The 22,454-nt window shown below is 42.0% G+C and carries 14 protein-coding genes; 11 read left to right on the plus strand and 3 right to left on the minus strand.

The features are described from left to right. Nucleotides 1–76: 76 nt before the first annotated feature. Nucleotides 77–3,973 (minus strand): pullulanase, encoded by a 3,897-nt coding sequence (locus NMM17_RS00820; protein WP_001232752.1) that lies wholly within the window; start codon nucleotides 3,971–3,973, stop codon nucleotides 77–79. Between the two features lie 113 nt (nucleotides 3,974–4,086). Then, nucleotides 4,087–5,565 (minus strand): M protein trans-acting positive regulator PRD domain-containing protein, encoded by a 1,479-nt coding sequence (locus tag NMM17_RS00825; protein WP_254753650.1) that lies wholly within the window; start codon nucleotides 5,563–5,565, stop codon nucleotides 4,087–4,089. A gap of 484 nt (nucleotides 5,566–6,049) precedes the next feature. On the opposite strand from NMM17_RS00825, the gene rpoB reads away from it, so the two are divergent. From rpoB to NMM17_RS00880, 11 genes are all read left to right on the plus strand, one after another. Next, nucleotides 6,050–9,661: a DNA-directed RNA polymerase subunit beta gene (gene rpoB / locus NMM17_RS00830; protein ID WP_125410865.1), complete on the plus strand. Its 3,612-nt coding sequence runs from the start codon at nucleotides 6,050–6,052 to the stop codon at nucleotides 9,659–9,661. A 32-nt stretch (nucleotides 9,662–9,693) separates the two neighbouring features. Then, the gene (gene rpoC, locus NMM17_RS00835; protein WP_049550564.1) at nucleotides 9,694–13,371 is read left to right on the plus strand and encodes a DNA-directed RNA polymerase subunit beta'; all 3,678 of its coding nucleotides are present in this window, start codon (nucleotides 9,694–9,696) and stop codon (nucleotides 13,369–13,371) included. A gap of 109 nt (nucleotides 13,372–13,480) precedes the next feature. Next, nucleotides 13,481–13,903, plus strand: a complete 423-nt coding sequence (ndk, locus tag NMM17_RS00840; RefSeq protein ID WP_049550563.1) for a nucleoside-diphosphate kinase — start codon at nucleotides 13,481–13,483, stop codon at nucleotides 13,901–13,903. Nucleotides 13,904–14,033: 130 nt separating this feature from the next. Then, entirely contained in the window at nucleotides 14,034–14,666 is a 633-nt protein-coding gene (locus tag NMM17_RS00845; protein WP_239668513.1) for a competence protein, read from the plus strand. A 96-nt stretch (nucleotides 14,667–14,762) separates the two neighbouring features. Continuing rightward, on the plus strand, nucleotides 14,763–15,206 hold the full coding sequence (tsaE, locus tag NMM17_RS00850; RefSeq protein WP_254753651.1) for a tRNA (adenosine(37)-N6)-threonylcarbamoyltransferase complex ATPase subunit type 1 TsaE: 444 nt from the start codon (nucleotides 14,763–14,765) through the stop codon (nucleotides 15,204–15,206). Continuing rightward, nucleotides 15,196–15,714, plus strand: coding sequence for a GNAT family N-acetyltransferase (locus NMM17_RS00855; protein WP_254753652.1), 519 nt, complete (start codon nucleotides 15,196–15,198; stop codon nucleotides 15,712–15,714). Before tsaE ends, NMM17_RS00855 begins: the two co-directional genes overlap by 11 nt. A gap of 7 nt (nucleotides 15,715–15,721) precedes the next feature. Beyond that, the gene (locus NMM17_RS00860) at nucleotides 15,722–16,774 is read left to right on the plus strand and encodes an LCP family protein (RefSeq protein WP_254753653.1); all 1,053 of its coding nucleotides are present in this window, start codon (nucleotides 15,722–15,724) and stop codon (nucleotides 16,772–16,774) included. Between the two features lie 88 nt (nucleotides 16,775–16,862). Further along, nucleotides 16,863–18,119: a competence/damage-inducible protein A gene (locus NMM17_RS00865; protein ID WP_254753654.1), complete on the plus strand. Its 1,257-nt coding sequence runs from the start codon at nucleotides 16,863–16,865 to the stop codon at nucleotides 18,117–18,119. A gap of 54 nt (nucleotides 18,120–18,173) precedes the next feature. After that, a complete protein-coding gene (gene recA, locus NMM17_RS00870; RefSeq protein WP_001085453.1) occupies nucleotides 18,174–19,340 on the plus strand; it encodes a recombinase RecA in 1,167 nt (388 codons plus the stop codon). Between the two features lie 114 nt (nucleotides 19,341–19,454). Continuing rightward, nucleotides 19,455–20,825 carry an MATE family efflux transporter gene (locus NMM17_RS00875; protein WP_254753655.1) on the plus strand — a complete coding sequence of 457 codons (1,371 nt, stop codon included), beginning with the start codon at nucleotides 19,455–19,457 and terminating at the stop codon, nucleotides 20,823–20,825. A gap of 96 nt (nucleotides 20,826–20,921) precedes the next feature. Beyond that, nucleotides 20,922–21,638 carry a YebC/PmpR family DNA-binding transcriptional regulator gene (locus NMM17_RS00880; RefSeq protein ID WP_084945619.1) on the plus strand — a complete coding sequence of 239 codons (717 nt, stop codon included), beginning with the start codon at nucleotides 20,922–20,924 and terminating at the stop codon, nucleotides 21,636–21,638. Between the two features lie 55 nt (nucleotides 21,639–21,693). On the opposite strand, the gene NMM17_RS00885 is transcribed toward NMM17_RS00880, so the two are convergent. Next, nucleotides 21,694–22,335: a CD20-like domain-containing protein gene (locus tag NMM17_RS00885; protein ID WP_254753656.1), complete on the minus strand. Its 642-nt coding sequence runs from the start codon at nucleotides 22,333–22,335 to the stop codon at nucleotides 21,694–21,696. Nucleotides 22,336–22,454: the final 119 nt, after the last annotated feature.

The raw sequence follows: 22,454 nt of genomic DNA on the forward strand, positions 1-22,454 counted from the left end.
TATAACTACAAATATTGTACAAAAAATAATCCCCCGAGCATTAATGCTCGGAGGATTTTTCTATAGGAGGGCTAGTTTAATTCTCTTTTTTGTTTTTTAGTAAGAATCCGAGACCGAGAAGGGCAAGGAGGCTGATTCCTGCGAATAGGAGTTTGTTATCGTTTTTAGTTCCTGTATTTGGAAGTTCAGCTTGTTTAGCTAGGGGTGCAGGTTTATTTTCCTTGCTAGAGTTTTCTACCGATTCGTTTTGAACCGCCTCTTTTACAGATGATGCTTGTGCTTCTTGTGTTGGTTGTGAAGCTTGTGAATCAGTTGTAGCTTGGCTAGGTTTATTTTCTGCATCAGCTACTTTTGCATCCGGTTTAGTAGAATCAGGTTTAGCTTGTGGAGCTGGATCTGGATTTTGATGTTCAGGTTTGTTTGATCGGTTTGGAATATCGCTTGTACTGTGCTCTTGACCTTGACCTTGTTCTTGTCTAGAATTTGAAAGGTCAAATTCTGGTTTATCTTTCATAGCTGGACGGCTTTGAGAGACTCGAAGAACAGTAGCTGTAAGGGCATTCAATTTCAAGCCTTTTTCAGTCCACTCAAGTCCTTTCGGGTTGGCAATTCCTACTGGTCCTGCTTGGTTTTCATCTGCCAAAACTTCAGCATTTCTGAGGTGGGCAAAGGCAGTTCCCAAATTAAATTCGCGAGCTTTTTCGTCCGCATTGACAAAGACTGCGTAGATATCCCCATTTGGAGCAGTGATTTGGTAGCCAATCACTACATCCTCTTTTTCTACACCATTTTGACCTGGGACAGTGATGAGGTGGACACGGTCTTTGATATCTTGGAGACTCTTAAGTCGGAAGGCATCTGTAGATTGACGAAGGGCAATCAACCCTTTCATATAGTCACGGCTCTTGACATTTTCAGGGAAAGCTTTGCCATCTGTAGCTTTAGTCCAGTCAAATTTGTTGACAGCATCACTAGAGTCATAAGAGTCATGGATGAAGTAAGGATAGTCAAATGGATTGCCATCCTTATCACGCAACAAGTGAGATTTGTTTGGTTGTTTGTCCTCTGCTACTGGAGTCTTGTAGGCTGGGTCACGGAATTGTTTGGTACGTCCATATTCTTGACCAGAGTGGATAAACGGAGTTCCTTGAGCTGTCAAGACCATGAGGTTTCCAAGTCGCAAACGACGGTGAATTTCAGCATAATTCTCAGCCTTGCTTGGGTCTTTTTTGATAGACTGGGCGATGATGTCAAAGAGGGTCAAGTTATCATGGGCTGCGATGTATTGGATAACATCTCCAGGACTATCTGCTTCAAAGTTGGTTGGTTGAGCAATGAGATTTTTAAAGATGGTGTTGATATCACGCTTGCCACCTGTGATAAAGGCAGGTTGACCTTCGTTTGGATAACCAGACTTGAGGTTGTTACGGATGTCATCTGAGAAGACAGCGACAGTATCGGTATGTTTCATCCAATCTTGGTCAGCAGCTTTAGTAGGCATATTTTCATCACCAGCATAGGTTCTCCAACCTTCACCTAGCATGATGAGGTTAGGATTGAGGGCGCGTGCAGCCTTGTAAGCTTCTTCGATAGAAGCCGCATCATGGTCTCCCATCATATCGAAACGGAAGCCATCCACTTTGTAGGTATCAACTAGATATTTGATAGAGTCAACTAGGAGTCGTTTGGTCATATGGTGGGTTGTCCCCAAGCGTCCACCACCAAAGCTAGTTCGAGGTGTCCCATCAGCATCCATAAAGTGGTAGTAGTTTGGCTCTAAATCTTCAAAGAGATCGACTTTGGCTGTATGGTTATACACTACATCAAGGATAGCTCCCATGCCACGTTTGTGGATTTCGTTGATGAGTTTTTTAAATTCTGCGATTCGTTTTTCTGGATTCTTAGGATCGCTTGAGTACATACCAGTCAAGGAGAAGTAGTTTTGAGGGTCATATCCCCAGTTGTAGTTGCTGTTGCTTGAAGCATAGTCAGACAAGCGTTCATGATTTTTCAATTCATTGACAAAGTAGTAAGACAAGACGGGAAGGAGCTGGATGTGGGTCACACCTAAGTCTTTGAGGTAGTCTAGTTTTTCGATAAAGGCTTCAAAAGTACCAAATGGTTTGGTTAAGTCTTTTGCAATGGCAGGATCTGAAGTGAAGTCACGCACATGAGCTTCGTAGATAACGGCGTCTTCGCGCGATTTGAAGTTGCGAATCTTACCATAAGTCAAGTCTTGAGGTCCGAGTTTAGCTGGATCTACAAAGGCGGCTTTAGCCACTTTATGGGCATCGTCAATCTTAGCATCGTCGCTATTCCAAGCAGCGAGGGACTTAGCGTAAGGATCGAGTGCAAGAACAGTTTTGCCTTGACGCTCGATTTGGTATTGATAATAGTATCCAGTGAAATCGGTGATTCCGAGTTTGTTTGTGCTATCTAGAGTTTGTTTCCAAGTTCCTCTTTCCCCTTTTTCAAGAGCGACAGTTCCAACCACTTTTTCAGGGTCATTCTTGTCGTAGACAACTACAGAAACCTTATCAGCACTTGGTGACCAGAGAGTTAAATCAACCTGTTTTCCTTCTTCTTTGAGGTCAGCTCCAAGTTTACCATCATAGCTGTAAGTCTCATCTTTCAGGCGCCAGCTTGTTTTGGTAGTGAATTTGTCAGAGTTGTAGCTAACGGTATAAGGATGTTTTGTGTCAGAGAAATCTCCGCTGTAGGTCACTTTCTTACCAGCCTCATCGATTGCGACATCGGTAATAGCTACTTTTTCTCCTAGGTGATTCGTGATGTTGGAGTGCTTGAGGATATCCTCTTTTTTAGCACCGACTAGTGTTGAAAAACTACTTTCAATGCTAGAAGTTCCTACGTGTTGGGCACCTGTCATACGGATATCATGGACATAGTATGGGTTGGTGTAGATGGTTTCGTCATCGTCTTTTAGGAAAATTTGGCTATGGTTTTTCAAATCTGTGAACTTATAATCTTCTTTACGGATTTTCACATCGTCTCCTTGTTTCTTTCTGTCTAGTAATAAAAATCCAAGATCTTTAGCTGCATCTTTGAGTGGAATATCGATATAGCGACCGTATTTGCCTGTAGCCGTAAAGTCTGTTCCGTTAGGCCATTGACCACTACTTGGATTTTTCACATCTCCCCAGTACCAGAGAGATTTCTTGTCATAGTTGCCATCTGTACGATAGTAGTTGACGCGAATAGTTCCTGCAGGTTGTGGCTCGTAAGAGAAAACCTTGTGATCTTGGTCCAACCAAGCCTCATTCATCTTTGGTGCTAGTTTTTCTACCGATTTATCGCCGGTTAGATTTTTCCCAGCTGTATTGTTGATAAGGAAGCTAATTTTCTTGGCTTGTTCTCCCTTTAATTTGACATCTAGGTAATAGCCGTAGTCATCTTTTTTGGCATCCTTAAAGGATAAGGCTCCGTTTGGCCAATTTTCAGATGGTTTTTCAACATCGTCCCAAGTCCATAGTCCTTGACTATCCTTGTTTTCTTCAGGAAGTTTTTTGACATGGATACGGAAGTGGTTGTCTTCGATTGGCTCTTCTGCCTTCGTTTCAGTTGTTACTGGACTCGTAGAAGTAGTTGGGTCGTTTGAACGATCTTGCCCGGTTTGTGGTGCTGAATCGGCTGGGGTTGCAGCAGGAGTAGCTGTCTCTGTTGCAGCTTTTTCTTCTGTTTTTTCTAGGGAAGCGTTTGCATTTTCAGGCGAAGAAAAATCGCTTTCTTTCTTACCAGTGCTCGTTGCTGTATCAGTAAGAGGTTGGGCAAGGGCAGTAGTAGTTTCACTATTACTTGCGTTAGTGGTTGGTGTACTTTCGTTGGCTGAGATAGTTGGTGTAGCCATGGCAAGTAGGACAAGACTTGCGCCGATAAGGACAGAACCAGTTCCATTTTTGAGGGAACGGATGCTGTAGACCATTTTTTTCTCAGTTTGAGCTGGTGTTTTTCTCATAATGATTCTCCAATCAATAAATTTCTATATCAGTATAGCATGTAGTAAAACAATATGCAAGCGTTTTCTCGGAATTAAAACAAAAGAAAATCGCAACAGATTTTCTGTTACGATTAAGATAGTCTTTCTTTATGAATTTGAGAAGCCAGAAGGTGGAGGTGGTAGAATAATTCTGAAGTAGAGAAGTTACGACTGTAGATAAGTGATTTTGGAGAGTTGGTGACAGGAAAGGTAGTGATAATAATATCGTGAGGGATTTGATTGAGAACTGAGAAAGAAATCGTAGATTCTTCCCAAGAATCAAATAGATAGAGATTGTTGCCGTAGTGAGTTAGGGTATCGATTAGACTTTGTGCATGATGGCTATCCAGATGACTAATGACCAAAACACGTATTTTTGGAAGTTTTTGAAGCAGTTGGACTAAAATCCGATGCCCTTGGATGGTGAAGGTGTAGATCATCTCTTGTAGCTTACTTGACTTACTGTTTAGCCCCATCTCAGTCAAATAATATTGGAATTTGTGTTGACTTACTTCAAATAGTTTTGGAAATTCTGCTTGATAATTGCTTAAAATCCGGGATTTCTGTCTGTCGAGAGACTGGTTACTGAGTAAATGAAAGAAATCAGATTGGGCAGTGTAGTGGAGGAGCCAAATCAATTCCTCACGATTTTCAATCTGTAGGTGAAATTCTTTAGCTAACTCTTCTAAGATTTGACTCAATAAACGGTAGGATTTTTGGATATGATGAATATTACCCAGTGCTCCGTTGTTAGGATTGTTTGCAATTTGAAGAGATTTGATTGGGTTTGAAAATAGCTGTTCCAGTGTTTCCATTGTCGGTTCAAAGCAGAGTTTTTTAGCCATCTTCTTAATATTTTCTTCAAACTGCGTAATTTGCATGAGAGAACTGTAGTGACTGGTTAAAAGGGGAGTAGGATTTTCAATGAAGTGACTTTTATTAAACCGCTCTAGATTGATAGCTAGGGTATATTTGATTTGCCGTAAGCTACTGAGGTTGGGTGAAACTTGTTGGGCGTTCAAAAATAGCTGAATCAAGTGAGTGAGTGCCTCTTCAGAAATAGAAGGAAAGGGCCAATCCAGAAAACTGTAACTTTGGCTAAAGTAGTCTAGATAAAAGGCGCGAATGTCCTCTTCTTCTCCCTCCATGACTAAAGGGGAAGGTTGGATGTTGACGCTATAGTGTTGTGGAAGTTTAGTATTTAGATGCTGGATGATTTCCTGAACTCGTTCGCAACTCATTACAAGTTCTTGACACATTTGCTCGAGTGATTGTCCCTCATTGAAAAACAACTGGTTCAAAAAGGAGTAGGTGTCAGATTGTTTAAAAATCGCAGTCCTGGGATCCAAGGCGTTTTGGAAGTCAAACTGCAATTGAATGCCTTTTTTGCTTGATTGAAGCAGGAGGTTTGGAAATAATTGTTCAAGCTTAAAAAGGTGTTCTTGCAATTCTTCTATTGAAAAATTCAGCTTCTTAGCCAAGTCTGGAATTTCTATCCAATCATGGTGTTTGGTTAATTCCTCCAGCAAGAATAGCAAATCTTGTTCAGTCTTAGAAAGCAAGATATTCATCACAAATCTCCCTATATATTTATACATATATATTAAAAGAAAAGCCTAGTAAAGTCAAGAAAAACAGCCTAAGATAAAATAAGAAAATCGTAATTTACTATATTTTGTATTGAGTAATTAAACTAAAAATGAAGTTTGGAAAGTGAAAGTTGAATTTAATTTTTTATAGGAAAAGATTTTGTCAAAAAATCGTTAATCCCCTTGAAAAATCTAGCTAAATAGGGTATAATGTAAGTAATCATTTGTCGTAGGTTTTGTCTGAAATATTGTCCAGACAAGGCTCACAGCAGTTAAATCTTCTGAAAAAGTCAGATTTAGCTGCTCTTTTTGTGCTTTTTTTCAGGATTTTGAGTACTTGTAACAAAGACTTAAAGATTCTGAAAATTTATCAAGAGGACACGGTGATAGGGGTTTTTAAAACCATATGACGATTAGAAAAGCCTGATTGACAAGGCTTGGAACTTATTTACAAAGGAGAATCATCTTGGCAGGACATGACGTTCAATACGGGAAACATCGTACCCGTCGTAGTTTTTCAAGAATCAAAGAAGTTCTTGACTTACCAAATTTGATTGAAATTCAAACTGATTCATTCAAAGCTTTCCTAGACCATGGTCTTAAGGAAGTGTTTGAAGATGTATTGCCAATTTCAAACTTCACAGACACAATGGAGTTGGAATTCGTTGGATATGAAATCAAGGAACCAAAATATACGCTAGAAGAAGCTCGTATCCACGATGCTAGCTACTCAGCACCAATTTTTGTAACCTTCCGCTTGATCAATAAAGAAACAGGCGAAATCAAGACCCAAGAAGTTTTCTTTGGTGATTTCCCAATCATGACAGAAATGGGTACTTTCATCATCAATGGTGGTGAACGTATCATCGTATCTCAGTTGGTCCGCTCACCAGGTGTTTACTTTAACGACAAAGTAGATAAAAACGGTAAAGTGGGCTACGGTTCAACGGTTATCCCTAACCGTGGAGCTTGGTTGGAACTTGAAAGCGACTCAAAAGATATCGCCTACACTCGTATTGACCGTACTCGTAAGATTCCATTTACGACCTTGGTTCGTGCTCTTGGTTTCTCAGGTGATGATGAAATCTTTGATATCTTTGGTGACAGCGAATTGGTTCGTAATACTGTTGAAAAAGATATCCACAAGAACCCAATGGACTCTCGTACAGACGAAGCCTTGAAAGAAATTTACGAACGCCTTCGTCCAGGTGAGCCTAAGACTGCTGAAAGCTCACGTAGCTTGCTTGTAGCTCGTTTCTTTGACCCACGTCGTTATGACTTGGCAGCTGTCGGTCGTTACAAAATCAATAAAAAACTCAATGTTAAAACACGTTTACTCAACCAAACCATTGCTGAGCCATTGGTAGATCCTGAAACTGGGGAAATCTTGGTAGAAGCTGGTACAATCATGACTCGTAGCGTGATTGAAAGTATTGAAAGTCATTTGGATGGCGACTTGAACAAGATTGTTTACATTCCAAATGATGCAGCCGTTGTGACTGAGCCAGTTGTTCTTCAAAAATTCAAGGTTGTTGCACCAACTGATCCAGACCGTGTTGTAACGATCATCGGTAATGCTAATCCAGATGACAAGGTTCGTATCGTCACTCCTGCAGATATCCTTGCTGAGATGAGCTACTTCCTCAACTTGGCTGAAGGACTTGGCCGTGTAGATGATATCGACCACCTTGGGAACCGTCGTATCCGTGCGGTTGGTGAATTGCTTGCCAACCAAGTACGTCTTGGACTTTCTCGTATGGAACGTAATGTCCGTGAACGTATGTCTGTCCAGGACAACGAAGTCTTGACACCACAACAAATCATCAACATCCGTCCTGTAACAGCTGCAGTTAAAGAATTCTTTGGTTCATCACAGTTGTCACAGTTTATGGACCAACACAACCCACTTTCTGAGTTGTCTCACAAACGCCGTTTGTCAGCCTTAGGACCTGGTGGTTTGACACGTGACCGTGCTGGATATGAAGTGCGTGACGTGCACTACACTCACTACGGTCGTATGTGTCCAATCGAGACACCTGAAGGACCTAACATCGGTTTGATTAATAACTTGTCATCTTACGGACACTTGAACAAATATGGTTTTGTTCAAACACCATACCGTAAGGTTGACCGTGAAACAGGTGTTGTCACAAATGAAATCGTTTGGTTGACAGCTGATGAAGAAGATGAATTTACTGTAGCACAGGCTAATTCTCGTCTGAATGAAGATGGAACATTTGCTGAGAAAGTTGTCATGGGACGTCATCAAGGGGTCAACCAAGAGTATCCAGCTAATGTTGTTGACTACATGGACGTATCACCAAAACAGGTAGTTGCCGTTGCGACAGCATGTATTCCTTTCTTGGAAAACGATGACTCCAACCGTGCCCTCATGGGAGCCAACATGCAACGTCAGGCTGTGCCGTTGATTAACCCTAAAGCACCTTACGTTGGTACTGGTATGGAATACCAAGCAGCCCACGATTCAGGAGCTGCTGTGATTGCTCAGTATGATGGTAAAGTTACTTATGCAGATGCTGACAAGGTAGAAGTTCGTCGTGAGGATGGTTCATTAGACGTTTACCATATTCAAAAATTCCGTCGTTCAAACTCAGGTACTGCCTACAACCAACGTACGCTTGTTAAAGTTGGTGATGTCGTTGAAAAAGGTGATTTCATCGCTGACGGGCCTTCTATGGAAAATGGAGAAATGGCGCTTGGACAAAACCCAATCGTTGCCTACATGACTTGGGAAGGTTACAACTTCGAGGATGCCGTTATCATGAGCGAACGCTTGGTTAAAGACGATGTCTACACATCTGTTCACCTTGAAGAATACGAATCAGAAACGCGCGATACAAAGCTTGGGCCTGAAGAAATCACTCGCGAAATTCCAAACGTTGGGGAAGATGCCCTTAAAGACCTTGACGAAATGGGTATTATCCGTATCGGTGCTGAGGTTAAAGAAGGTGATATCCTTGTAGGTAAAGTAACACCTAAGGGTGAGAAAGACCTTTCAGCTGAAGAACGTCTCTTGCACGCTATCTTCGGAGATAAATCTCGTGAAGTGCGTGATACTTCTCTTCGTGTACCACACGGTGCCGATGGTGTCGTTCGTGATGTTAAGATCTTTACACGTGCAAATGGAGATGAATTGCAATCAGGTGTTAATATGCTGGTTCGCGTCTACATCGCTCAAAAACGTAAGATTAAGGTCGGAGATAAGATGGCCGGACGTCACGGAAACAAAGGGGTTGTCTCTCGTATCGTTCCTGTAGAAGACATGCCTTACCTTCCAGACGGAACTCCAGTCGACATCATGTTGAACCCACTTGGGGTGCCATCACGTATGAATATCGGTCAGGTTATGGAGCTCCACCTTGGTATGGCGGCTCGTACTCTTGGTATCCACATCGCAACACCAGTCTTTGACGGAGCAAGTTCTGAAGACCTTTGGTCAACTGTTAAAGAAGCTGGTATGGATAGCGATGCCAAAACGATCCTTTACGATGGACGTACGGGTGAACCATTTGATAACCGTGTTTCTGTCGGAGTCATGTACATGATCAAACTCCACCACATGGTTGATGATAAATTGCACGCGCGTTCAGTCGGACCTTACTCAACCGTTACCCAACAACCACTCGGAGGTAAAGCTCAGTTTGGTGGACAACGTTTCGGTGAGATGGAGGTTTGGGCTCTTGAAGCCTACGGTGCCTCAAATGTCCTTCAAGAAATCTTGACTTACAAGTCTGACGATATTAACGGACGTTTGAAAGCTTATGAAGCTATTACAAAAGGAAAACCAATTCCAAAACCAGGTGTTCCAGAATCCTTCCGAGTTCTTGTCAAAGAATTGCAATCTCTTGGTCTTGACATGCGTGTCCTTGACGAAGATGACCAAGAAGTGGAACTTCGTGACTTGGATGAAGGAATGGACGAAGATGTCATCCACGTAGATGACCTTGAAAAAGCCCGCGAAAAAGCAGCACAAGAGGCTAAAGCAGCCTTTGAAGCTGAAGAAGCTGAGAAAGCAACGAAAGCGGAAGCAACAGAAGAAGCTGCTGAACAAGAATAAGCAGTTCACTTAGAATAGAAAGGGAAGAAATAGTGGTTGATGTAAATCGTTTTAAAAGTATGCAAATCACCCTAGCTTCTCCAAGTAAAGTCCGTTCATGGTCTTATGGAGAAGTCAAAAAACCTGAAACAATCAATTACCGTACCTTGAAACCAGAACGTGAGGGACTCTTTGATGAAGTTATCTTTGGTCCTACAAAAGACTGGGAATGTGCTTGTGGGAAGTACAAACGCATTCGTTACAGAGGAATTGTTTGTGACCGCTGTGGGGTTGAAGTAACGCGTACGAAAGTTCGTCGTGAGCGCATGGGGCACATCGAGTTGAAAGCTCCTGTATCTCATATCTGGTACTTCAAGGGAATTCCAAGCCGTATGGGCTTGACCCTTGATATGAGCCCTCGTGCCCTCGAGGAAGTTATTTACTTTGCGGCTTATGTGGTGATTGATCCTAAGGATACACCACTTGAGCACAAGTCTATCATGACAGAGCGCGAATACCGTGAGCGATTGCGTGAGTATGGTTATGGATCATTCGTTGCCAAAATGGGTGCCGAAGCCATCCAAGACTTATTGAAACAAGTAGATCTTGAAAAAGAAATTGCTGAACTCAAAGAAGAGTTGAAAACAGCGACTGGACAAAAACGTGTCAAAGCCATCCGTCGTTTGGATGTTTTGGATGCCTTTTACAAGTCTGGAAACAAACCTGAATGGATGATTCTTAACATCCTTCCGGTTATTCCACCAGATCTTCGTCCAATGTTGCAGTTGGATGGTGGCCGTTTTGCCTCATCTGACTTGAACGACCTTTACCGCCGTGTTATCAACCGTAACAACCGTTTGGCTCGCTTGCTTGAGTTGAATGCACCAGGTATCATCGTTCAAAATGAGAAGCGTATGCTTCAAGAAGCGGTTGACGCTTTGATTGACAATGGTCGTCGTGGTCGTCCAATCACAGGACCAGGTAGCCGTCCACTTAAATCATTGAGTCACATGCTTAAAGGTAAACAAGGACGCTTCCGTCAAAACTTGCTCGGTAAACGTGTTGACTTCTCAGGACGTTCCGTTATCGCCGTTGGTCCAACTCTTAAGATGTACCAATGTGGTGTGCCACGTGAAATGGCGATCGAGCTCTTTAAACCATTCGTGATGCGTGAAATCGTTGCCCGTGATATCGTGCAAAACGTCAAAGCAGCTAAACGCTTGGTGGAACGTGGAGATGAGCGTATCTGGGATATCCTTGAAGAAGTGATTAAAGAACACCCAGTACTTCTTAACCGCGCACCGACCCTTCACCGTTTGGGTATCCAAGCCTTCGAGCCAGTCTTGATTGATGGTAAGGCTCTTCGCTTGCACCCACTTGTCTGTGAAGCCTACAATGCCGACTTTGACGGGGACCAAATGGCCATCCACGTACCGCTTTCAGAAGAAGCCCAAGCAGAAGCTCGTATCCTCATGCTAGCTGCTGAGCACATCTTGAATCCGAAAGATGGTAAACCAGTTGTTACTCCATCTCAGGACATGGTTTTGGGTAACTACTACTTGACTATGGAAGAAGCTGGTCGTGAAGGTGAAGGAATGGTCTTCAAAGACCGTGACGAAGCTGTTATGGCTTACCGCAATGGTTATGTTCACCTCCACTCACGTGTTGGTATCGCAACAGACAGTCTTAACAAACCATGGACAGAAGAGCAAAAACATAAGGTCTTGCTTACAACAGTTGGTAAAATCCTCTTCAACGACATCATGCCAGAGGGTCTACCATACTTGCAAGAACCAAACAATGCCAACTTGACAGAAGGCGTTCCTTCTAAATACTTCTTGCCACTTGGTGGAGACATCAAGGAAGCGATCAGCAAACTTGAACTCAACCCTCCATTCAAGAAGAAAAACCTTGGAAATATCATCGCTGAAATCTTCAAACGTTTCCGTACGACAGAAACTTCTGCCCTACTTGACCGCATGAAGAACCTCGGTTACCACCACTCAACTCTTGCAGGATTGACAGTGGGTATTGCCGATATCCCAGTCGTTGATGACAAGGCTGAAATCATTGAAGAATCACACAAACGTGTAGAACAAATCACAAAACAATTCCGTCGTGGTATGATCACAGACGACGAGCGTTACAATGCTGTTACAGCTGAATGGCGTGCTGCCCGTGAAAAACTAGAGAAACGTTTGATTGCCAACCAAGATCCTAAGAACCCAATCGTTATGATGATGGACTCTGGAGCCCGTGGTAACATCTCAAACTTCTCACAGCTTGCCGGTATGCGTGGTCTGATGGCGGCTCCGAACGGACGTATCATGGAATTGCCAATCCTTTCAAACTTCCGCGAAGGTTTGTCGGTATTGGAAATGTTCTTCTCAACTCACGGTGCGCGTAAAGGTATGACCGATACGGCCCTTAAGACAGCTGACTCAGGTTACTTGACTCGTCGTTTGGTTGACGTTGCCCAAGACGTTATCATTCGTGAGGACGACTGTGGAACAGACCGTGGTCTCTTGATCCGCTCTATCGCAGAAGGAAAAGAGATGATTGAGTCTCTCGAAGAGCGTCTCAATGGTCGCTACACTAAGAAAACTGTTAAACATCCAGAAACTGGTGCAGTTATCATTGGTCCAAATGAATTGATTACAGAAGACAAGGCGCGTGAAATTGTTAATGCTGGTGTGGAAGAAGTGACTATCCGCTCTGTATTTACATGTAACACTCGTCACGGTGTCTGCCGTCACTGTTATGGTATCAACTTGGCGACTGGTGATGCGGTTGAAGTTGGTGAAGCAGTTGGTACAATCGCTGCCCAATCTATCGGGGAACCTGGTACACAGCTTACAATGCGTACCTTCCACACGGGTGGGGTTGCCTCAAATACCGATATCACTCAGGGTCTTCCTCGTGTCCAAGAAATCTTTGAAGCCCGCAATCCTAAAGGGGAAGCGGTTATCACAGAGGTTAAAGGACAAGTTACTGCTATCGAAGAAGATGCCTCAACTCGTACTAAGAAAGTCTTTGTTAAGGGCGAAACTGGCGAAGGTGAATACGTCGTACCATTTACAGCTCGTATGCGTGTCGAAGTTGGGGACCAAGTAGCGCGTGGTGCTGCTCTTACAGAAGGTTCTATCCAACCAAAACGTCTCCTTGCAGTTCGTGATGTCTTGTCAGTTGAAACGTACCTTCTTGGTGAAGTACAAAAAGTTTACCGTAGCCAAGGGGTAGAAATCGGTGACAAACACATCGAGGTAATGGTACGTCAAATGATCCGTAAAGTGCGTGTTATGGATCCAGGTGACACAGATCTTCTCATGGGTACTCTCATGGATATCAATGACTTTACAGATGCTAACAAAGATGTCCTTATCGCAGGTGGAGTTCCAGCGACAGGTCGTCCAGTCCTTATGGGAATTACCAAAGCCTCACTTGAAACAAATAGTTTCTTGTCAGCGGCTTCCTTCCAGGAAACAACTCGTGTCCTTACAGATGCGGCTATCCGCGGTAAGAAAGACCATCTCCTTGGACTTAAAGAAAATGTTATCATCGGTAAGATCATCCCAGCAGGTACTGGTATGGCTCGTTACCGTAACCTTGAACCACATGCTATCAACGAAGAAGAATATCTTAATCCTCCAGTAGAGGAAGAAGGAAATGAAGAAACAACAGAAGTAGTTGTGGATACTGCCGTTGAAACTGTGGAAGAAACAGTAGAATAAAAGCAGATGAGAGAGCCTTCGGGTTCTCTTTCTCTTTTCTGAAAACTTTCTCCATTTTTTCCATGAAATATGGTAAAATAAAAGAAAGAAGCTGACAAAGGAGACGGGTATGGAACAAACATTTTTTATTATTAAACCAGACGGTGTAAAAAGAGGGCTAGTGGGTGAGGTGTTGAAACGCATTGAACAACGTGGATTTACAATCGAAAAATTGGAGTTGCGTACAAAGGTTTCAGAAGAGTTGATTGATCAGCACTATCAGGACTTGGTTGGTCAAAGCTTTTACCCACCGATTCGTGAATTTATGACTTCAGGACCAATCCTTGTAGGCATCATTTCTGGTCCTAAAGTAATCGAAACTTGGCGGACCATGATGGGAGCAACTCGTCCAGAAGAAGCTTTACCAGGAACGATTCGAGGTGATTTTGCAAAAGCGGCTGGTGAAAACCAAGCTATTCAAAATGTTGTACATGGTTCAGATTCAGAAGAGTCAGCTAAGCGAGAAATTGCTCTTTGGTTTGAAGAAAAATAGTAAAAGTTTGATGTAAGGGTTACCTGCATCAAACTTTTTTGCATTTTAGAGTAGAAAACTGACAGTTGAGAAATATTCTAGCAATGGTGAGGATTTCTAGCCTATAATAAGAGCAAGTAAGGGAGGAAGAATGATGGAAAAAATGAAAAAGCAAATTCGAGTTTTGTTATTGTTTACGATTTTTGGTATCAGTAGCTGTTCTTGTTTAAGTTTATCGACTTGGTCCTTGGTGTTAAATCAAAACTGCTTCTATTATTTAGTTGGCATGTTGCTTCTTGCCAGTATTGGTGCAGGGCTAAACTATTATAGAGGGCAAGGAAATCAACATTATTCGTTTTTTAAAGAAGATAAGCAACAATTCTTGTATAGCTTACTGCTCTTAGTAAATATTTTGGGTTTAGCCTTAATTGCTATAGAACATATCCTTACAGGAAATACATCCGTAGAAGGGTTTGTGGAATCCTTTCTACCGAGTTTCTTTTTCTTATTTGGTATTGATTTGCTAGTCTTTTTACCGATTCAGAAGTATGTAAATGGATTGAAAAAGATTTTGGGTAAGAAGGAAATGTGTTTTATTAGTGGATTAGCTATTTTAATCTTTCTCAGGAATCCTTGGATGCTATTATCCATGACCTTTTATATTGCCTTGGGAATGCTGTTTCTGGGACTGTTAGTACCAAAAGTTATTCGCTGGGAAGTTTCATTTTATAGCCACCTGATGAGGGATATCTTGTTAGTTGTCTTCTTGCTGTTTCTATTTTAAATATAAAAGAAGTGAAGGTCCAAGTTTTACAATTTATAATATGGAATTTTATAGATAATATCTCGACAAAGGACAACTTTTTGGTATAATAGAAACATGTACACTAAAAACGAAGAAGAGTTACAGTCTTTAGGTGAACGTTTGGGCTGTTTATTAGAAAAGAATGATGTCTTAATTCTAACTGGTGAACTTGGAGCAGGCAAAACGACCTTTACAAAAGGTCTTGCTAAAGGTTTACAGATTACTCAGATGATTAAGAGTCCAACCTATACTATTGTGAGAGAGTATGAAGGTCGTCTTCCTCTTTATCATTTAGATGTTTATCGTATAGAGGGGGATGCTGATTCTATCGATTTAGATGAGTTTCTCTTTGGTGGCGGCGTGACTGTCATCGAGTGGGGACATCTTTTAGATGATGCCTTACCAGATACCTATTTAGAATTGGAAATTCTAAAAGAAGAAGACGGTCGCAGATTAAACTTCAAAGCCAAGGGTTTGCGTGCAGAAGAACTCTTAGAGGAGCTTCAACATGGAGTATGAATTGCTCATTAGGGAAGCAGAAGTTGAAGATGCAGCTGAATTAGTGACGTTTTTAAATCGTGTGAGTTTGGAGACAGACTTTACTAGTCTGGACAGGGAAGGTATTCTATTGACAGATACTGAGATGGAGTTGTTTTTGGATAAACAGGCTCACTCAGAAAATCAAATTACTTTACTTGCCTTACTGAATGATGAAATTGCTGGCCTTGTAAATGTCACAGCTGATCAACGTAAGAGAGTTCGTCATATTGGAGACCTCTTTATTGTGATTGGTAAGAAACATTGGAATAATGGGCTGGGAAGTTTCTTGCTTGAAGAAGTCGTAGAATGGGCGCAGGCTAGTGGTATTCTTCGTAGGCTTCAATTAACTGTTCAAACTCGTAATCAAGCTGCAGTTCATCTATATCAAAAGCATGGTTTTGTAATTGAAGGTAGACAAGAGCGCGGTGCGTACATAGAAGAAGGGGACTTTATCGATGTTTACCTGATGGGTAGACTGATAGATTAGTAGAAATATGGTTAAAAAAATTATTGGGATGGTGCTAGCTTTTCTAGCTGTGACAGTTTTGGGTGTGGGTGTCTTTGCTTATACCATTTATCAGCAAGGCACACAAACTTTATCAAAAACATATAAAAAAATTGGGGAAGAAACCAAGGTTATTGAAGCAACTGAACCCATGACTATTCTGTTGATGGGAGTTGATACTGGGAATGTGGAACGTACGGATCAGTGGGCTGGAAATAGTGATTCCATGATTCTCTTGACTGTCAATCCACATACTAAGAAGACCATGATGTTGAGTTTGGAGCGTGATATCCTGACTAAAATTCAACATAAAGATGGTAGTATTGAAGAAGCGAAACTTAATGCAGCTTATGCTGGTGGTGGAGCAGAATTAGCTATTTCAACTATTCAAAAGATGATGAATATCCATATTGACCGCTATATTATGGTCAACATGCAAGGCTTGCAGCAATTAGTCGATGCAGTAGGTGGCATTACCGTCAATAACACGCTAGGTTTCCCGATTTCTATCAGTGACCAAGAAGAATTCAACACCATTTCTATTGGCGTTGGGGAACAAACAATAAATGGAGAAGAAGCGCTTGTTTATTCACGCATGCGTTATCAAGACCCAGAAGGAGACTACGGACGTCAGAAGCGTCAGCGTGAAGTCATTCAAAAAGTTGTTGAAAAAGTTCTTAGCTTGAATAGTGTTAGTCACTATCAGTCTATCTTGAAGGCTCTAAGTACCAATATGCAGACTAATATTGATTTATCTGCAAAAAGTATTCCGGACTTGTTGGGCTATAAAGATTCATTTAAAACCATTGAATCACAACAGCTGAAGGGTGAGGGAGAGATGTTGCAAGGTATTTCTTACCAGATTGTTTCGAGAGAGCATATGTTGGAAATGCAGAATATATTGCGACGTTCTTTGGGGCAAGAAGAAGTCACTCAGCTTGAAACAAATGTTGTTTTATTTGAAGATTTGTTTGGACGGGTGCCTGTTGCTAATGGGGATAATCAAGAACAAGGTGTCTTTGTAACAAATGAAGTGGAATAGTTCATTTGTTGATAAAAATAAAAAATCAATCGTGGGAAATTTCCTGCGATTTTTTCAAAAAAATACGAATAGATAGGTAGGAGGAAACATGAAAGCAGAAATCATTGCTGTTGGAACAGAGATTTTGACAGGACAGATTGTCAATACCAATGCTCAGTTTTTGTCGGAAAAACTAGCAGAGATTGGGGTAGATGTATATTTTCAGACGGCTGTAGGAGACAATGAAACTCGTCTCTTGTCTTTGCTTGAGATTGCCAGTCAACGTAGCAGTCTGGTGATTTTGACAGGTGGTTTGGGGCCGACTGAGGACGATTTGACCAAACAAACTCTAGCTAAATTTTTAGGGAAAGAATTAGTCTTTGACCCTCAGGCGCAGGAGAAGTTGGATGTCTTTTTTGCCCAGAGACCAGACTATGCCCGAACACCGAATAACGAAAGACAAGCCCAACTTGTAGAAGGAGCGACTCCACTGCCAAACGAAACAGGGTTGGCTGTGGGAGGAATATTGGAAGTCGATGGAGTGACCTATGTCGTCCTTCCAGGTCCGCCAAGTGAATTGAAACCGATGGTCTTAAACCAACTTCTACCCAAGTTGATGACAGGGAGCAAGCTGTATTCCCGAGTTCTTCGTTTCTTTGGAATTGGCGAAAGTCAGCTGGTGACGATTTTAGCTGATTTGATTGATAATCAAACAGATCCGACCTTGGCACCTTATGCCAAAACAGGAGAGGTAACTCTGCGTCTGTCAACAAAAGCTAGCAGTCAAGAAGAGGTGAATCAAGCGTTGAATAACTTGGAAAATCAAATCTTAAATCGTCAGACTTTTGAAGGCCTTCCTTTACGAGACCTTTGTTATGGGTATGGGGAAGAGTCCAGCTTGGCCAGCATTGTGGTAGAAGAACTGAAAAAACAAGGGAAAACCATCACTGCAGCCGAGAGTTTAACGGCAGGGCTTTTCCAAGCTACCGTGGCGGATTTTTCGGGTGCTTCCAGTATATTTAAGGGTGGTTTTGTGACCTATAGCTTGGAGGAAAAATCAAAGATGTTGGATATTCCTGTCAAGGATTTGGAAGAACATGGTGTAGTGTCTGAATTTACAGCTCAAAAGATGGCTGAGCAGGCACGAAGCAAGACCCAGTCTGATTTTGGCCTTAGTTTGACTGGAGTGGCAGGACCAGATAGCCTAGAAGGGCACCCAGCTGGGACAGTCTTCATAGGCTTGGCTCAAGAGCATGGAACTGAGGTCATCAAGGTCAATATTGGAGGCAGAAGTCGAGCAGATGTACGTCATATTGCGGTTATGCATGCCTTTAACCTAGTTCGCAAGGCTTTATTAAGTGACTAACTTTTGATATAATAGTAGATAGGTCTGAGGACCATTAGAATGTAGGAGAATAGAATGGCGAAAAAACCAAAAAAATTAGATGAAATTTCAAAAAAATTCGGGGCAGAACGTGAAAAAGCCTTGAATGACGCTCTTAAATTGATTGAGAAAGACTTTGGTAAAGGTTCAATCATGCGTTTGGGTGAACGTGCAGAGCAAAAGGTGCAAGTGATGAGTTCAGGTTCTTTAGCTCTCGACATTGCCCTTGGTTCAGGTGGTTATCCTAAGGGGCGTATCATCGAAATCTATGGGCCAGAGTCATCTGGTAAGACAACAGTTGCCCTTCATGCAGTTGCGCAAGCGCAAAAAGAAGGTGGTATTGCAGCCTTTATCGATGCGGAACATGCTCTCGATCCAGCTTATGCTGCGGCCCTTGGGGTCAACATTGACGAATTGCTCTTGTCACAACCAGACTCAGGAGAGCAAGGTCTTGAGATTGCAGGAAAATTGATTGACTCAGGTGCAGTTGACCTTGTCGTAGTTGACTCAGTTGCGGCACTTGTACCTCGTGCGGAAATTGATGGAGATATCGGAGATAGCCACGTTGGTTTGCAGGCCCGTATGATGAGCCAGGCCATGCGTAAACTTGGTGCTTCTATCAATAAAACCAAAACTATTGCCATCTTTATCAACCAATTGCGTGAAAAAGTTGGGGTCATGTTTGGAAATCCAGAAACAACTCCTGGTGGACGTGCTCTGAAATTCTACGCATCAGTCCGTTTGGATGTTCGTGGAAGTACACAAATCAAGGGAACTGGTGACCAAAAAGATACCAATGTCGGTAAGGAAACTAAAATCAAGGTCGTGAAAAACAAGGTGGCTCCACCATTTAAGGAAGCTTTCGTTGAAATCATGTACGGAGAAGGGATTTCTAAGACTGGTGAGCTTTTGAAAATCGCAAGCGATTTGGATATCATCAAAAAAGCAGGAGCTTGGTACTCTTACAAGGATGAGAAAATCGGGCAAGGTTCTGAAAATGCTAAGAAATACTTGGCAGATCACCCAGAAGTCTTTGATGAGATTGACCATCAAGTCCGTGTTCAATTTGGTTTGGTTGATGGAGAAGAAGCTTCTGTAGAAGGTGTTGAGACTAAAAAAGATGAAGCAGTTCAAGCAGACTCTGTGAATGAAGAAGTCACACTTGATCTAGGCGATGAACTTGAAATCGAAATTGAAGAATAAGCTGTCAAAGTAGTGGAGAAATCCACTGCTTTTTCGTTGCTTTGCTCTGGTTTTTAGCTCACGCATAGTTTGCTGTTTCTTGTCGCTCCTTTCGAAAGCTGATATAATAGCCTTATGAATAAAAAACGAACAGTGGACCTGATTCATGGTCCGATTCTTCCTTCTCTCTTGAGTTTTGCCTTCCCAATCTTGCTGTCCAATATTTTTCAACAGCTCTATAATACTGCTGATGTCTTGATTGTTGGGCGTTTTCTTGGTCAAGAATCCTTGGCGGCAGTAGGGGCTACAACGGCCATTTTTGACCTGATTGTAGGTTTTACTCTTGGTGTTGGCAATGGGATGGGGATTGTCATTGCTCGCTATTATGGGGCTCGGAATTTCACTAAAATTAAAGAAGCGGTAGCAGCTACCTGGATTTTAGGCGCTCTTTTGAGTATTGTGGTTATGTTGCTGGGATTTCTTGGTTTGTATCCTCTTTTACAGTACCTAGATACCCCTGCTGAAATTCTTTCTCAGTCCTATCAATATATTTCTATGATTGTGACCTGTGTAGGTGTCAGCTTTGCCTATAATCTTTTTGCAGGTTTGTTGCGGTCCATTGGGGACAGTCTAGCAGCGCTTGGATTTCTGATTTTCTCTGCCTTGGTTAATGTGGTTCTGGATCTCTATTTTATTACGCAACTGCAACTGGGAGTTCAATCTGCGGGACTTGCTACCATTATTTCGCAAGGCTTATCAGCGGTTCTCTGTTTTTACTATATTCGCAAGAGTGTTCCAGAACTTCTACCTCAGCTGAAACATTTTAAATGGGACAAGGCCTTGTACGCGGATCTCTTGGAGCAAGGTTTGGCTATGGGTTTGATGAGTTCAATTGTGTCCATCGGCAGTGTGATTTTACAGTCTTCAGTTAATACCTTTGGTGCAGTAATTATTAGCGCCCAGACGGCGGCTCGACGCATTATGGCCTTCGCCCTTCTTCCTATGACCGCTATTTCTGCATCAATGACGATCTTTGCTTCTCAGAATCTAGGAGCTAAGCGCCCAGACCGCATTGTTCAAGGTATTCGAATCGGCAGTCGTTTAAGTATGTCCTGGGCAATTTTTGTTTGTGTCTTCCTCTTTTTTGCCAGTCCAGCCTTGGTTTCCTTCTTGGCTAGTTCGACGGATAGCTACTTGGTAGAAAATGGAAGTCTCTATCTGCAAATCAGTTCAGCCTTTTATCCTATTTTGAGTCTCTTACTGATTTATCGTAATTGCTTGCAGGGCTTGGGGCAAAAAGTCCTTCCTCTGGTTTCTAGCTTTATAGAACTAATCGGAAAAATCGCTTTTGTGGTCTTGATTATTCCTTGGGCAGGATATAAGGGAGTTATCCTTTGCGAACCCCTTATCTGGGTTGCCATGACTATCCAACTTTATTTCTCACTGTTTCGTCACCCCTTGATAAAAGAAGGCAAGGAAATCTTGGCAACAAAAGTACCATCCTAGCTTGATTTGCTAAATAAAATCCATTTCCTCTAGTGAAAATCGAAAAAACTTGTGTTATAATAAGAAAGATTAAAATGTGAAAAAAGGAGATTCCTAATGGGACGTAAATGGGCCAATATCGTAGCCAAGAAAACGGCTAAAGATGGAGCTAACTCTAAAGTATATGCAAAATTTGGTGTAGAAATCTATGTAGCAGCTAAAAAAGGTGATCCAGACCCAGAATCAAACACTGCTTTGAAATTCGTTATCGACCGTGCTAAACAAGCCCAAGTGCCAAAACACGTTATCGATAAAGCGATTGATAAAGCAAAAGGAAATACAGACGAAACCTTTACAGAAGGACGTTACGAAGGATTTGGACCAAATGGTTCTATGCTGATTGTTGATACTTTGACTTCTAACGTTAACCGTACAGCAGCCAATGTTCGTGCAGCTTTTGGTAAAAATGGTGGAAACATGGGTGCTTCAGGTTCTGTTTCTTACCTCTTCGACAACAAGGGTGTTATCGTATTTGCAGGTGAAGATGCGGATGCAGTCTTTGAGCAATTGCTAGAAGCAGATGTGGATGTGGACGATGTAGAAGCAGAAGAAGGTACAATCACAGTTTACACAGCTCCAACTGACCTTCATAAGGCTATCGTTGCTTTGCGTGAATCAGGTATCCAAGAATTCCAAGTGACTGAATTGGAAATGATTCCTCAATCAGAAGTGGAATTGTCAGGCGATGACCTTGAAACCTTTGAAAAACTTTACAGCGTTCTTGAAGACGACGAAGACGTCCAAAAGATTTATACGAACGTAGATGGATTCTAATAGAAAAACGAACAGTTTTACTAGCTGTTCGTTTTTTTGATATTTGAACTTAGACTCAGGTTTCAGAATCGTTTTGTTGCTTGCTTTTTTCTAGTCCTAGACCGACTGCATGTTTTTGGACGAGCAAGAGCTCTCCATTGTCCTGTTTTGCAAAAGTTAAGGTAACAGTCTTGATCTTGTCTCCAATGGAGATATAGGTGATTTTTTTCGTATCGTAACCCCCAAGAGCGAAGTCAAACTCGGAATCTGGCTTTCCGTGTTTGTTGATAATATCCTCGTAGTTGGTACCACCTTTTCCTTTGTTGTCAAGGTCACCTTCGATTAAGGCGTCGAACTGTTCTTGGGTCCAGGCGAAGGTATCGTCTGTCAAGCCGCTTTTTTCTTCGCGTTCCATTGATGTACTCGTATCTCTGTAGGAACGGTTAAACTCCTTGGCATACTCTTTGTAGACATCAGCGTATAGTACCTGAGTCGTAAAGAAAAGTATAACAGAGGCAACTGCCAGGGCTGTTCCGATAATAGCCATTGTTTTCCGTTTTTTGATGTTGATGATAAGGCCGATAATCCCCAAGATAAATGCGACGATGCCGATGAACAACGATAGATAGTTAATAAACGGGATCCAGGATCCTAAAAGTGCGATGGCTCCAAAAATGGTTGCTAAGATTCCTAAAACTCTTTGTTCTTCTGGTTTCATTTGAAAGTTTTCTCCCTTCATTGAGTGAATGGATTTCTATCCACAGTAGTAAGTGCTTATTATATAAAAGATATTGCCTAATGTCAATTTAAACTAAAATAGTTCTCTAGGAAACTTTT

The sequence above is a fragment of the Streptococcus sp. CF7_Ac1-12 genome (genome assembly GCF_024295905.1).
Lineage (GTDB): Bacteria > Bacillota > Bacilli > Lactobacillales > Streptococcaceae > Streptococcus > Streptococcus mitis_AP.